Raw genomic sequence first — 13229 nt, 5'->3', positions numbered from 1 at the left:
TACTAATAAATTCATAAGACCCTAAACGTAAACGCATAAAAAAAGATAGCTATGGCAAATAATGATTTTTATAAAGTTACCGATTTTAAACAAGCCGAATTGGATAGGCTTAAAAATCTAGTGTATGAAGCGAAATATGAAGCAGACTACTATGAAGCTATATATAATGCTCTTTCAGAAAAACAAACGAGATACAATGCTTCTTTAAATACTTCCGAAGCTAATGCCAATCAAGCAGATACAAATAAAAAGCGAATAGATACACTTGTGCAAGAAGCAAAACAATTATTTGATGATTCAGGAGATTTGTATAAAGCTATACGTCATTTAAAATCAGAGACATTATCTATTGACTCTGAAATTAAGGTGCTTCTGGAAAACCTTATATATAACATAGATTTAATAAGTAAACTCTCTAATCTTATTAAGACAATTAAAGCTCAAAACCCTTTAATCTCTGATCAGTTGGTAGACATGATTAATACAGCTGAAGTAGATGCAAATACTGCGTTTGATTTCACTTTTAAGGCTTTAGAATCAAGTTTTGAAACGCAAATTTTGATTTCAAAATCTCAATCTGCGGCTACCACTGAGTATAAACAATCTTTAGACTTACTAGCACTTCTCATTGGGCACTTTAAACTTTTAGATGTTGTGCGTCCTGGAGCTACTCATGAAGTAGATGCTGATGCTATTGATGCTAAAAGTTTACAAGACTTCGTAAACGATATGTATAATGCTGCACAGACTAATTACATAACAAATGCTAAAGCGGTTGAATTATGTGATGCCGAATTAAAGGATGTAACGTTGTCCTTAGATAATGCCAAGTTGAAATTACAGTCTTTAACCGATGAATTAAATGCTGTTGAGGCTGCTATGTAATTTAATAGTACTCGTTTATTTTTATCAGTTTAAATCACGTAACCTTTTGGGATTGTAACACCTTTCTTAATTACGACAATACCATCTTTTATAAAATACATGTCAGTTTCGGTGTCTTCTAAATGTTTTCCTCCATTGATTCTGACATCATCTGCAATTCTACAGTTTTTATCAATAATAGCATTTTTAATAAAACAGCGTTCACCTATACCAAGCAGGACTTTGATTTTATTATTTTCAATTTCCTCTAGAGTTTCATAATGATCAGAACCCATCATATATGTGTTGATGATTGTTGATTCTTTTCCAACTCTACTTCGAATACCAATCACAGATTTTTCAATTTTGGCAGCACTTATAATACAGCCCTCCGAAATCACCGATCGCACTAAAGTTGTTCCTGCTATTTTTGTAGTTGGAAGCATTCGGGCTCTGGTATAAATTCGTTTGGTCTTGTCGTATAAGTCAAATTTTGGGATGTCATCTGTCAATCCGATATTGGCTTCAAAAAAAGAATCTATGTTTCCAATATCTGTCCAGTAGCCTTCATATTGATAACTCACGGTTTTGTGAGTGTCGATACTTTGAGGAATGATCTCTTTTCCGAAGTCATTAGTATCTGGATTTTCCATCAATTTAGCTAACAAGTCTCTGTCAAAAACATAAATACCCATAGATGCTAAATAATGTCGACCCTGACCTTTCATTTCATCACTCACCTCAGAGGTCCAGTCTGGAAGCAATTTTTTATCAGGCTTTTCTATAAATGAAGTAACGACATCATTATCATCAGATTTCATAATACCAAATGACGTGGCGTCTTTTGCATTTACAGGAATAGTTGCAATAGAAATTTTAGCATTGCTTTTAATATGTGCATCAATCATTTTTTGATAATCCATCTGGTATAATTGGTCACCAGATAAAATCAAAAAGTATTTAAAATCATGACTTAAAAAGTGGTGCATACTTTGACGTACAGCATCAGCAGTCCCTTGAAACCAGGTTTTATTACCTGGCGTTTGTTCTGCAGCCAGGACATCAACAAATGCCGAACTAAAAAAACTAAAGTGATATGTGTTTTTAATATGACGATTTAAAGATGCCGAATTAAATTGCGTTAAAACAAACATGCGTTTGATATCGGCATTAATACAATTGGAAATAGGAATATCTACTAATCTGTACTTTCCAGCAATAGGTACAGCTGGTTTAGAACGTTCGGCAGTTAAGGGGTAAAGCCTGGAGCCTTGACCTCCACCTAAAATTATGGCTAATACATCATTATTTATCATATGCTATTTTGTTACAGATTGGTATAATTCTTTTACTTGAACGGCTATAGATTTCCAGTCAAAATGATCTTCAACACGCTGACGCCCTTTTTTTGCCATAGACTGGCTTAAAGCTAAGTTACTAATTAATTGATTAATACCTTCAGCTAAATCTCTGGAAAATTTTTCAGGATTTTCAGGCTCAAATGGTGCTTCTTGTTGTTGTTCGACAGGAATTAATAAGCCTGTTTCATTATGAACAACGACTTCTTTTATGCCACCAACAGCACTTGCTACAACAGCAGTATTACAAGCCATCGCTTCAATGTTTATAATTCCGAAAGGTTCATAAATTGATGGACAACAAAACACATCAGCATGAGAATAAAACTGAATGATGTCTTTTTTGTTGAGCATTTCAGAAATCCAAATCACATTATCTCTCTCTTTTTGGACTTCAGCAACGCGTTCCTGCATTTCTAATTCAATTTCTTTAGTGTCTGGTGCTCCTGCACACAATACAATTTGCGTGTCTTTATCAATATGCTTGATAGCATTAATTAAATGTATAATTCCTTTTTGGCGTGTGATCCTTCCTACAAATAAAACATAAGGCTTACTGGTATCAACATTATAGCGCTCTAATGCAGAAGTATCAGAAGTGGTTTTGTATTCATCCAGGTTAATACCATTATAAATCACTTTTACCTTATCTTCATCGACATTAAAATGTTTTAACACATCAACTTTTGTTTCTTCAGAAACTGCTATAATGGCGTCTGCCATTTCAATTGCTGTTTTTTCAATCCATGATGAGGCATCATAACCTTTACCGAGTTGCTCTCTTTTCCAAGGACGCAGAGGTTCTAATGAATGCGTAGTAACGACTAATGGTGTGCCATAGCAAAGCTTAGAAACAATTCCTGCAAACTGAGCATACCAGGTATGGCAATGAACCACATCAGCATCAAAAACACCAGTATTCATCCTTATACAGGTTTCCATAAACTTGAAAATAGGCTTTAAATTTTCAGTAGTATTTGACAAATCTAGAGCTTCAGAAGAAAATCCTTTAACGGTTAAGTTGCCATTTGCTACATCTTGATCTCCAACACATCTCACTTCAACATCCATCAGGTTGGCCAATTCACTTGCCAAGTATTCAACATGAACGCCAGCGCCTCCATATACATAAGGTGGAAATTCTCTGGTGTAAAAAACAACTTTCATAATTGGTGGTTTTAGTGTATCACATATGATATGCATTCAACAACGTATATAACTTTTAAACAAATATAATTGTCCAGTTATATGTCGTATGCTTTATAGCAGTATGATATGTTTTGTAATGTAATAGTTTTCTTGATGAATGAATTTGAGCGTTTTTATCTGAAATATTAATTGGCTTTAAGCATAAATTTCAAGTCTCATTTCTATTCATTTAGATTTTAACATGAAATTAAATAAAAAATATCAGTATTTGAAACAAATCAGTCTTTTATCTGAAATTTAATGTTCTTGTTTTCAAATTGTTCTGAAAAGGCAACTTAATATGTGTAAAAATCACAATTGTATGACATTATGATTGTAAGTTGTCTTAAGGAGACTACGACATGGTATTCCAAATGGATTTTGATGATTCCAATTTAGATTTTGGACGGGTCTACCGAAGCGGCTAGATTCACCTTGCTCACCATGCCGTTACTGCAAATGCAATGTATTGTCTTTACAGGACAAATGCTTTAAAACAAAAAAATCTGATCAAGTAAACTTGTCAGATTTTTTCATTCCAAATCGCAATCAAATTGCGCTTAATGTGGAGTCGGAGAGAATCGAACTCTCGTCCAAACAAGCTATTAAAGAGCTTTCTACACGTTTATTCTGTTATTAGGTTTTCGATGTTAAGCTGGCAAAAGACAACCTACTCAACACTTAGCTTTTTAATCTCGAAAGTGCATCAAAGCGCTACACCATCTAAGTTAATATTTACGATGCCTCTATTAAGAACGCCATTAACCAAGGCTTTCTGGAGACATTTAGCTTTCCTACCTAGTAGGACGTGGCTTAATCTTACTGTGATTCAGATTAGGCAGCTAAAGCGTAGTTATTCTCGCCGTTTAAAAAGTTGACCTAGCCTTTTACGTGTTTCAATGTCATTACACGACGTGCTTACCGTTTAATGAGTCTCGCTGTCAAAACCAGTCGACCCCATTATAATGAGATAGTAAACTTTAATTTACGTCCTCGAATTTATCCCGAACTTATTTCGAAATTTTATCCGTATCTCTTTTAGTAATTTTTTTAGCGTTCCCTTTCAGGTCAGGCTCTCACTACTCGCTCTCTGCGAGGAGCTCAAACAAACCGTTCCATCCTTAACGCAACATCCCAATCACCTGTAATACCCGTGAAAGGTGTGCGAAATTACTAAAAATATTGACTCAAAAGCTATACCAAACCCTTTTTATAATCCTTTTAAGAAAAAATGTCAGTTCTAATTATTAGTTTTAAGTAAATTCAAAAAACAATGATCAGAAAAGGAACAGAGGTGAAGTGGACTTGGGGCAACGGAACCGCAAAAGGAAAAGTTGAAGAAGTATATACCAAAAAAGTGACTAAAACAATAAAAGGGAATGATGTTACACGTCGTGGAGAAGAAGATAATAAAGCCCTTTATATTCAACAAGATGATGGTGATTATGTCCTAAAAAGCGAAAGTGAAGTAGAGCGTGTAGATTGATTTTTCCTTAAAAATTGACTTGCTAAAGCGGTAAAATCCGCTTATTTTCGTGAAAAATTATCTCATATGAAATTCGCTATCATCAAAGAACGTAAGAATCCACCAGATCGTCGCGTGGTATTTTCACCAGAAAAGCTAGCAGAAGCTAGAGCACAATTTCCACAAGCCGAATTTGTAGTAGAATCTTCAGATATTCGTGTGTTTCCTGATGAAGCCTATAGAGAACTTGGGTTTACTGTGACTGATGATGTGTCCGATTGCGATGTGATGATTGGCGTAAAGGAAGTGCCATTAGAGCATTTAATTCCAAATAAAAAATATTTTTACTTTTCGCATACGATTAAAAAGCAACCTTACAATAGAAAGCTTTTAGTGGATATGCTTCATAAAAATATCGAAATGTTTGACCACGAAACCATTGTTAAGCAAAGTGGTGCAAGACTCATAGGTTTTGGACGTTATGCTGGTTTGGTTGGTGCATATAACGGCTTTAGAGCATTGGGCTTAAGAGATAAGTTGTTTAATTTGCCTAAGGTAGAAACGCTGGCCGATTTAAATGAAGTTAAAGCCGAACTAGATAAAATTACATTACCTAATATCAAGATCCTTCTCACAGGAACTGGTAAGGTAGCTATGGGAGCAAAAGAAATTTTAGACCATTTAAAAATTAAGGAAGTAAGTGATGCCTTATACCTTACGTCTCAGTTTACCGAACCTGTATATGTCATGGCTGATGTTATGGAATATGCCAAACGTACCGATGGTAAAGTGGGTGATAAGTGGGAGTTCTACAAAGATCCTATAGGCTATGAAAGTAATTTTATGCCTTATGCTAAAGAAACCGACTATTTTATAGCAGGTCATTTCTACGGAAATAATGCACCTTATATGTTTACAAGAGATGATGCTAAACATCCAGATTTTAGAATTAATCTCATCGCTGATATTTCGTGTGATATCGACGGACCAGTAGCGAGTACAATCAGACCTTCAACTATCGCCAATCCGTTTTATGGTTATGACCCACAAACCGAAAGTGAAGTTGCTTTCGATGCTAATGATGCTATCACAATGATGGCTGTCGATAATTTACCTTGTGAATTGCCTAAAGATGCCAGTGAAGGCTTTGGTGACATGTTTTTAGAGCACGTTATTCCAGCATTTTTTAATGGCGATGAACGCGGTATTTTAAAACGAGCAAAAATTACTACTGCAGATGGTCAGTTAACCGAACGTTACAAGTATTTGCAGGATTATGTCAACGGACAATAGTGTTAGATTGGAAAATATTCAGTGACTTTAGCATCTGTAGCTTTCAGATCATAATAGAAATAATGCATCTTGTCTTTTTTATCAAACTCACCATTATTGTCGGTATCTTCTATAGTTTTAAAATATAATCTGGAGTTAATAGGTAAAGGTTTCCATTCTATTAAATCTTGATGTTCTGGAGAGAGTCGTTTAAAATGACTTCCATCATTATAACTTATGTAAATTGACTTTAAATCTTGTTTGTCTAATTTTCCGTTAGCATTGGTGTCTTTATCAATAACATCGTATACATAATAGCCTTTTTTTAATGTTTTAAAGGATTCAAACAGAAATGACATTTGATGTATTTTAATGATATTGTTTGTGAGTGGTTTTAATACATCAGAGTGTATATTTTGAAACTTTACATTAGATAAATCTCCAGCAATTCTGTAGCCATTATATTTGGCAACACTGTAATTCTGGCTGTAAAAACTATCGCCACCATACTTGCTCGATCTTGAGTTTTCGATGCTATAGGTTCCAATAGGATGAATGACGTAATTTGTACTATCGATATATATTGGTAAATCTGCAATATCTACTGAATGCTCTTCTTTTTTTAGCTCAGGAATGGCATCAACGGTATCTACTACTTTTCGTTTATCATCAGTTTTACAAGCTGTGAAAGCTAAGATAAGGCTACATATTAGAATGATGTTTTTCATGAGTTTTAAATTTTAGAATTAGAAAATGCTTTTAACAACCAATAGGTTATGGCTAAAAAAGAAGCAAAAGTGACAGTAAATACCCAGGCTTCTATATGCGGTTGAAATATGATATCGTAAATATCTGAAAATATATGTAACGGATTATGTAATATCTCCCAAGAATTATAGCGTAAAAAGCGTCCTAAATAAATGCCCAATGCTGTCAAACCAAAAATGCTTAGCATCATAGGTGATATAAGCTTTGGGTTGAGATATTGTTTCAATAGGTGTTCCATATCTGAAAGTGATAAGAAAAATAAAATCAATCCGTTAAAAGCAAAAGACATAATGACCAAAATATCTAGCCATAAAAAATGTTGGTTGGTACGTGTTAGATGTAATAAATCGGTAACGATGTATGGTGCGTTTGGTAAAAATAATAACCAGACAGCAAACGAAATGAATAAAGTAAGTTTATTCAGCTTTGATGTACTGGTAAGGCTTGTTGTGATGGCATAAGGAATGATGGCCAGAAATAAATTCCATACAAGAAATAATAAATAAAATGATTGGTGAATTTTCATTCTAATCATCAGTAAGATGATACTCAATGCCATTGAAATGGTTAATAAGGATAGAATTTTAAATCTGTTAAGAATATGTGTTTTTATGGTGTCCATGTGATACTAATTTTTGTGTCTATTAAAAAAATGGTAATAACGCCTAAGATATAGGCGATGAGGTCTGAAAAGCTAAACGTACTGCCTAGAATTATATGAGCAAGACGATGATTTTGAAGGTTTAGATAGTCTAAGAAATCAAACAGTTGTAAAAACTCAATTAAAAATGAAAATGCTAAAACGACACTGGCAATGTATATAGGTTTGATATGAATGAAGGTTCTAATCATGCAATACATTAAAATGACCACCAAAAAATCACCAAAAGTGTGTCGTATAAAACCTTCGGTTAAAAATGCAGCAATACATATTTCTATAGATAGCAGCATTAAGCTTGAGGCAAAAAAGAGTGTATTGAATTTGATGGTCATTTGATTTCTATTTTTTTACCTAAAAACTTAGGTTCTACATTAAACAAGACATCTATTGAAGCTTTAGCTCTAGCTAGATACTCACGCAATTGTACTTTCAGGCCATAACGCCCTTGAACATTTTGAGCATTAAACGCTATAGCTGTTACATCATTATGATTAGCGAGGTAAATGGCACGCTCGTTATGAAATTGTTGAGAAATAATTGTTATAGAATCTTGTCCAAAGATGTCTTTAGCTCTTACAACAGAATCCAGGGTTCTAAATCCGGCATAATCTAAAAAAATCTTATTTTCAGGAATGCCTTTTGCTACTAAATCGGCTTTAAAAGTTGTGGGTTCATCATAGGTTTTGCTTCCGTTGTCACCACTAACCAGTATATATTCTATTTTATGTGCTTTGTAGAGTGCTACTGCTGCATTAATTCTATAAGTATAATACAGATTAACATTTCCGTTGGATAAATATTTAATAGTACCCAGTAGTAAACCTACTTTATTTTGAGGAATTTCATCAACAGAATCATAGATATGATCTTTAGCTTGATAGCTTACCATATAATTGGTAATAATCAAACCAAAAAGAAGCACAATGGCTATTAATATAAGGAGTCTTAGTTTTTTCATAATATTATAAATAATCAAGATGTTGATGCATACAGATTCATAGATTTTACACTGCAGGTTTTAATTCTGTCATCTGTATGAAATGACAATTGTTGACGTTGCTTTTCAGAAAAAATGGCTTGTCTTAAATCGTTGATGTCGATGTAAAGCAACTGTTTATAATCAAACTGATGAAATGGGTTAGCATTTTTGCCTATTGTATACGACTTGTGATAATAGACATAATATTCAGGTAAAATGGCAACACCCAAAATCATGGCACCATAGAGATACGGACTCCTTTTACCGTTTCCAAAGCATAAACACTGTAACGCAATTTCATCTTCTACTTTAGTACCATAACCGGTTAAAGTATGGTAGGCATCATGACGTTCTACTTTTGCTATAAGTTCAAAATTGTTGTTCTGAAGGAAGCTGCCTAGATGTCTGCCAAAGGAATGTTCAGGATAGGATAGGAGTTCATTACGATAGATTCCCCATGGTTTATGATGTTTAAACCATTGTGTGTAGATGTGTTGTGAATGCTCAAAAAGCCATTCTATAAGTTTTTTTCGAAAGTCTTTCATTCGTTTTTTTCTTTTGCGAACCAAACCCAGGATTGGCACGTGGTTATAAAAGCGGACGAAAAAAAGGCTATTAGTTCATTATTAGAGGCGTAAATTCCGAAGACACAAGCACTAGAAGCGATAATGGCGTAATACGGAAAATAGGTTTTAAATATGTCTTGTTTATTAGTATGCTCTTTAGATGCTAGCCAAAATACGGGGCAAATGGAACCAATAATAACTATGGTAACCATTAGGAATATTGGAATACAGGACAAAAACATAAGTAACAGAGTGTCACTATCTATACCGTCTTCTGATATAATAATGAACCAGAAAATAGCAAATGCTAGTAAAGCAGATTTAAAAAGGTTGCCTGGTAAATTCATTTAGTTTCTGAGTTTGGATGTTTTTTTGAAATAACAAAGGTTTCATAGCTGTATTCCTGCCATTCATTTTGAACTACATCTTCAACATATGACCAGTACTTTGTGTCTATCCTTTTTTTATGCTCATGCGAAGCTATGATATTGTCTTTTTGTTCGTAGAGCAGTACAGCATTTCTATTAGATAAGTTTATGAGGTAACTAATATCAAAGTTTTGAGCAGTATTAAGGTTGTATTTAGTGATGGTATGGTCCCAATTGATTGTACTAAATACTATGAGTAATATGAAAGCAATTTGTGTGTTTATTCGAAATAAATACACCATATTTTTGATATTGAGGACTTTTAAAAAGGTCGTGATAAGTCCTACACACGTTAACAAAATATAGACGTACACACCAATGCGCTTGTAAGTTAATCCATATAAAGCGATGTAGTTTTGATTCTTGATAGCAATGAGGCCAATAAGACTTACATTGAGAATAATCCATACATAGGTTAAGTTTTTAAGAATTTTATTCTCACTATAAAAATTAAGATTGCCTCTAAAAAAGTATAGAATGATCACTATTGCGATAAGGATTGATGCTATTAATGTATTAATCCCATTATGAACTTGTGATGATAGTTCTGTTCCTGTCGTTGCGTTGGTAGTCATGAGGTAAGTCACATCTGTAGCGATATACAAAAGGATAAGCAAGTTTAGGAGTCCGAGCAAAGTAGTACCAAGCTGTTTTTCTTTTTTTAGTTGTACTTCGGAAAAGTGCTCAGATTTGTAAAGTTTGTCTGTGATCTGTTTGTCTTGAGAGGTTATGGGTTCTATTTGAACAGGTTTTGAAATGTTACTAAATAGATAATATCCTAAGATGGTAAATAACACCCATTGAAAGTTGATAAAATCAAAACTAATGGTGTTGATTAAATCATTAAATACAGGATTTCCGTTTTTATACAAAAGCACAAACACGATGATGAATACTAAAGGAATTCCAATAAGTTTAGCGAGGTGAAGGATGTCAATATTTTTTTTCCAGTCTACTTTTTCTTCGGAGCTATTTCCTGAAATATATTTGTAAAAGAAAGCGGCTATTGTGGTGAACATACCATTAAGCCAATTGATATAAATGGATGTGTTTTGTTCTGAAATTGCACCAACCAATGTGAAAAAGGCTATACAATTTGCGATGATAGACAAACCTGAATGCTGTACAAATACAAAAATGGCTGTTATTATATAGGCTAGTGTATAAAAGCGTATCCTCAGGTTTTTAAAAGCTTTAAGATTATAAAACCCTAAAAACACAATCGTGATTATACTAAAGATTGATAGATTCAAACCAATAGACTTATCAAAAAAGAGAAGGCTAAATAAAAAGGACGCGATGAGAATTGAAATGTGTTTCATAGTGGCATTGTTAAAGTACTTTGTATTTCAAAGTAAACGTATAAAAAAAATGTTTTATTGTTTATTAATTAATTTTTCTAGTGCTTCTATATGTTTATTAAATGCTACTCTACCTAGTTTTGTAGTGGAGTAGCGTGTGTTAGGCTTTCGTCCAATAAATTGTTTTTCTACACTGATGTACTCAGCTTTCTCCAGCGCTTTGGTATGGCTCGCCAGATTACCATCTGTAGCACCTAAGAGTTCTTTCAGCATATTAAAATCGGCATATTCATTGACCATTAGAATTGACATGATGCCAAGTCTGATACGATGGTCAAAGACCTTGTTTATGTTAGTTATAATGCTCACGTTTTGTTTAAGTATTCAGTGTGTAAATTTAAGTGATACTGATTACTCTTTTTTCCTATCATATTTAAAATGCATTAATGTTCCGTAGAAAATATGCATAAACCCAAATCCAATAACCCAAAACCAAAAGCCATAACTAGGATAAAATGCACAAATTAAACCAAGAATAATTTCAGTGAGTCCTAAATATCTAATATCACCAAGACTGTATTTTGAAGCGCTAATGAGCGCTAATCCATAAAATATCAACATGAGGGCTGCGGTATGTCCATAACGTTCCTGATTTAAAATAATGAGAATATAAATACCTCCAGTGACCAGCGGAATTAAAAAATTAATTAATAATCGTTTAGAAGAATTATCCCATATTTTTTCACCATTCTTTTTTGCCTTTTTGGTGGTTAAGAAAATACCAGTAGCAATGCTTAAAGCCGCTACACCAACTAAAATGGCCATGCAAATTTTATATATCGTGCCATCGAGAATTAGATAGCCTCTTGAGGAATTTGTTACAATGTAATACGCAGCTGCAGCACCTATAAGTGCATAAATACCAGCAAGTATTCCAGACAAACCACTTAGAGAAATAAACCGGGACGACTTGTGCATCAGGTTTTTGATTTCTGTGATATCTTGTAAATAGTTTTTTGATTCCATGTAAAAGTACTTTGAAATACAAAGTAAATTAATTTATTCTGATTTAACAAATATTATTCACAATTTATTGGTTAAATTTAGCTTGTAAATATTTAATAATTTAGATTATGATTGGATTACTTTTAACCATTGCTAATATTTCAGGAGGTATATTATTAGGTTTAGCAACACTAGATAAATGGGATGGAGAAAGCAATTTTTTTAATAAAATCGCTGGTGTTTTGGCACCATTTCAAACCGTTATAGGTGGCGCACTTGTTGGGTTGGCTATACTGAAGTTCTGGAATTCACCACTACTAAATGTAGTTAGTATTTTAGGAGGTTTTCTATTATTGACGCATGCTATTGGAAAAGCACCTGCTTTTGGAGATGCATTAAAAAAACTATCTGATAAACTAATGCCGTTTAAAGCAATAATTGGTATTGGACTTCTTGTTATTGGAATTTTAAGACTGTTTTAGATCAGTTTTCAATCTTAAAATCCAGAATTTTTTCATTGTCATAGTGCAGGCTTAGTATTTTAGATGTACCTGATTTATACTTTAGTGATGCCTTCAATAATTTTAACCTCTATATTGGATTGGTTGCAAAGTTCCTTATACTGAGCACTCAGGCCCATACACAATTCTTTACATCTTTTAAAAAACGCGTCGGGCAAGCTTTTTTTGTCGTTGATTTGTGATGCTTCTGTTAATGCGTTCTGAGTCAAATGTAATATAAAACTTTGGCGGACGAATGGCATAATATTCGTCTAAGTCATAAGTGACATTATTAGCTATCCATGTGAAATGAGCTCTGGATTTTTCAATGTCTGTATTAAAGCTGTTATTGACTCAAAGTACCAATTGTTCAATCGAATCAAATTTCGGATAATTCTTTACATTAGTGTCAATCAATTCGTAATTTTGAGAATAGATACTAATATAGCAAAGTGAAAATAGAAGAGTAATCACATATTTTATCTATTACATATAATAAAATTCTTAGATAATGAATCCAGCTGAAGTTTACATATTAGAACAGTCAGAGCCTTACAAGTCCATACTCATGCATTTGCAATTACTAATTGAGCATACGTTTCCTGAAGCTGAATTAAAATACAAATGGCGAATCCCTTGTTATTATGTTAACTCAAGACCCATTTGCTATTTAAATCAAAGTAAAGATTATGTTGATGTTGGATTTTGGCATTCGGCACATTTAACCCAATACACCGAATTTATGGTGTCTGAAAAGCGTAAAGTTGTTAAATCTATGCGCTACAAAATGCTAGATGATATTGACGACCAGTTGTTTATTAATATTTTGAAAGAAGTAGAGAAGCACAAGAATAAATCGTTTTTGAAGTAATCC

General features: G+C 33.4%; 16 protein-coding genes and 1 other RNA gene. 5 read left to right on the top strand and 12 right to left on the bottom strand.

All coding sequences use genetic code 11. From position 1 onward, the window contains the following. The first annotated feature begins 51 nt into the window (after positions 1-51). Positions 52-885, top strand: a complete 834-nt coding sequence (locus tag H7350_RS13405; protein ID WP_204346426.1) for a hypothetical protein — start codon at positions 52-54, stop codon at positions 883-885. Between the two features lie 29 nt (positions 886-914). On the opposite strand, the gene H7350_RS13400 is transcribed toward H7350_RS13405, so the two are convergent. The 3 genes from H7350_RS13400 to ssrA all read right to left on the bottom strand — a co-directional run bounded on the left by H7350_RS13400 (position 915) and on the right by ssrA (position 4369). Then, positions 915-2180 carry a glucose-1-phosphate adenylyltransferase gene (locus H7350_RS13400; RefSeq protein WP_204346425.1) on the bottom strand — a complete coding sequence of 422 codons (1266 nt, stop codon included), beginning with the start codon at positions 2178-2180 and terminating at the stop codon, positions 915-917. A gap of 3 nt (positions 2181-2183) precedes the next feature. Next, positions 2184-3389 carry a glycogen synthase gene (glgA, locus tag H7350_RS13395; protein WP_204346424.1) on the bottom strand — a complete coding sequence of 402 codons (1206 nt, stop codon included), beginning with the start codon at positions 3387-3389 and terminating at the stop codon, positions 2184-2186. A gap of 584 nt (positions 3390-3973) precedes the next feature. Continuing rightward, positions 3974-4369, bottom strand: a transfer-messenger RNA (tmRNA) gene (gene ssrA / locus H7350_RS13390). Positions 4370-4683: 314 nt separating this feature from the next. On the opposite strand from ssrA, the gene H7350_RS13385 reads away from it, so the two are divergent. Both H7350_RS13385 and H7350_RS13380 read left to right on the top strand, forming a co-directional pair. Then, complete coding sequence (locus H7350_RS13385; RefSeq protein WP_204346423.1) at positions 4684-4896, top strand: hypervirulence associated TUDOR domain-containing protein; 213 nt, start codon at positions 4684-4686, stop codon at positions 4894-4896. Positions 4897-4962: 66 nt separating this feature from the next. Continuing rightward, entirely contained in the window at positions 4963-6168 is a 1206-nt protein-coding gene (locus H7350_RS13380; protein WP_204346422.1) for an NAD(P)-dependent oxidoreductase, read from the top strand. Between the two features lie 2 nt (positions 6169-6170). Here H7350_RS13380 and H7350_RS13375 read toward each other — a convergent pair whose 3' ends face one another. The 9 genes from H7350_RS13375 to H7350_RS13335 are packed head-to-tail and all read right to left on the bottom strand — an operon-like array spanning position 6171 to position 11876. Then, on the bottom strand, positions 6171-6875 hold the full coding sequence (locus tag H7350_RS13375) for a hypothetical protein (RefSeq protein WP_204346421.1): 705 nt from the start codon (positions 6873-6875) through the stop codon (positions 6171-6173). 5 nt (positions 6876-6880) lie between these two features. Beyond that, the gene (locus H7350_RS13370; protein WP_204346420.1) at positions 6881-7537 is read right to left on the bottom strand and encodes a DUF1361 domain-containing protein; all 657 of its coding nucleotides are present in this window, start codon (positions 7535-7537) and stop codon (positions 6881-6883) included. Beyond that, positions 7525-7908 carry a ribosomal maturation YjgA family protein gene (locus H7350_RS13365; protein ID WP_204346419.1) on the bottom strand — a complete coding sequence of 128 codons (384 nt, stop codon included), beginning with the start codon at positions 7906-7908 and terminating at the stop codon, positions 7525-7527. The genes H7350_RS13370 and H7350_RS13365 overlap by 13 nt, the downstream gene beginning before the upstream one ends. Next, a complete protein-coding gene (locus H7350_RS13360) occupies positions 7905-8534 on the bottom strand; it encodes a SanA/YdcF family protein (protein WP_204346418.1) in 630 nt (209 codons plus the stop codon). The genes H7350_RS13365 and H7350_RS13360 overlap by 4 nt, the downstream gene beginning before the upstream one ends. A 14-nt stretch (positions 8535-8548) precedes the next feature. Next, entirely contained in the window at positions 8549-9100 is a 552-nt protein-coding gene (locus H7350_RS13355; protein WP_204346417.1) for a Coq4 family protein, read from the bottom strand. Further along, positions 9097-9468, bottom strand: a complete 372-nt coding sequence (locus H7350_RS13350) for a hypothetical protein (protein WP_204346416.1) — start codon at positions 9466-9468, stop codon at positions 9097-9099. The genes H7350_RS13355 and H7350_RS13350 overlap by 4 nt, the downstream gene beginning before the upstream one ends. Next, a complete protein-coding gene (locus tag H7350_RS13345) occupies positions 9465-10871 on the bottom strand; it encodes a DUF4153 domain-containing protein (RefSeq protein ID WP_204346415.1) in 1407 nt (468 codons plus the stop codon). Before H7350_RS13345 ends, H7350_RS13350 begins: the two co-directional genes overlap by 4 nt. A 54-nt stretch (positions 10872-10925) precedes the next feature. Further along, positions 10926-11219 (bottom strand): transcriptional regulator, encoded by a 294-nt coding sequence (locus H7350_RS13340; protein WP_204346414.1) that lies wholly within the window; start codon positions 11217-11219, stop codon positions 10926-10928. Between the two features lie 42 nt (positions 11220-11261). Then, the gene (locus H7350_RS13335; protein ID WP_204346413.1) at positions 11262-11876 is read right to left on the bottom strand and encodes a hypothetical protein; all 615 of its coding nucleotides are present in this window, start codon (positions 11874-11876) and stop codon (positions 11262-11264) included. 107 nt (positions 11877-11983) lie between these two features. Here H7350_RS13335 and H7350_RS13330 point away from each other — a divergent pair, with 107 nt between their 5' ends. Beyond that, on the top strand, positions 11984-12337 hold the full coding sequence (locus tag H7350_RS13330; protein ID WP_204346412.1) for a hypothetical protein: 354 nt from the start codon (positions 11984-11986) through the stop codon (positions 12335-12337). A gap of 529 nt (positions 12338-12866) precedes the next feature. Next, a complete protein-coding gene (locus H7350_RS13325) occupies positions 12867-13226 on the top strand; it encodes a DUF1801 domain-containing protein (protein ID WP_204346411.1) in 360 nt (119 codons plus the stop codon). Positions 13227-13229 lie beyond the last annotated feature (3 nt).

Origin of the sequence: Psychroserpens algicola (assembly GCF_014526325.1) — a bacterium.
GTDB classification, from domain to species: Bacteria; Bacteroidota; Bacteroidia; order Flavobacteriales; family Flavobacteriaceae; genus Psychroserpens; species Psychroserpens algicola.
This window is presented reverse-complemented; position numbering and strand designations above follow the sequence as displayed.

Coding starts and splice junctions, on each gene's coding strand:
- H7350_RS13325 (WP_204346411.1), top strand. CDS start 12,867: ATGAATCCAGCTGAAGTTTACATATTAGAACAGTCAGAGCCTTACAAG.
- H7350_RS13370 (WP_204346420.1), bottom strand. CDS start 7,537: ATGGACACCATAAAAACACATATTCTTAACAGATTTAAAATTCTATCC.
- H7350_RS13365 (WP_204346419.1), bottom strand. CDS start 7,908: ATGACCATCAAATTCAATACACTCTTTTTTGCCTCAAGCTTAATGCTG.
- H7350_RS13380 (WP_204346422.1), top strand. CDS start 4,963: ATGAAATTCGCTATCATCAAAGAACGTAAGAATCCACCAGATCGTCGC.
- H7350_RS13375 (WP_204346421.1), bottom strand. CDS start 6,875: ATGAAAAACATCATTCTAATATGTAGCCTTATCTTAGCTTTCACAGCT.
- glgA (WP_204346424.1), bottom strand. CDS start 3,389: ATGAAAGTTGTTTTTTACACCAGAGAATTTCCACCTTATGTATATGGA.
- H7350_RS13350 (WP_204346416.1), bottom strand. CDS start 9,468: ATGAATTTACCAGGCAACCTTTTTAAATCTGCTTTACTAGCATTTGCT.
- H7350_RS13335 (WP_204346413.1), bottom strand. CDS start 11,876: ATGGAATCAAAAAACTATTTACAAGATATCACAGAAATCAAAAACCTG.
- H7350_RS13385 (WP_204346423.1), top strand. CDS start 4,684: ATGATCAGAAAAGGAACAGAGGTGAAGTGGACTTGGGGCAACGGAACC.
- H7350_RS13330 (WP_204346412.1), top strand. CDS start 11,984: ATGATTGGATTACTTTTAACCATTGCTAATATTTCAGGAGGTATATTA.
- H7350_RS13355 (WP_204346417.1), bottom strand. CDS start 9,100: ATGAAAGACTTTCGAAAAAAACTTATAGAATGGCTTTTTGAGCATTCA.
- H7350_RS13400 (WP_204346425.1), bottom strand. CDS start 2,180: ATGATAAATAATGATGTATTAGCCATAATTTTAGGTGGAGGTCAAGGC.
- H7350_RS13405 (WP_204346426.1), top strand. CDS start 52: ATGGCAAATAATGATTTTTATAAAGTTACCGATTTTAAACAAGCCGAA.
- H7350_RS13360 (WP_204346418.1), bottom strand. CDS start 8,534: ATGAAAAAACTAAGACTCCTTATATTAATAGCCATTGTGCTTCTTTTT.
- H7350_RS13345 (WP_204346415.1), bottom strand. CDS start 10,871: ATGAAACACATTTCAATTCTCATCGCGTCCTTTTTATTTAGCCTTCTC.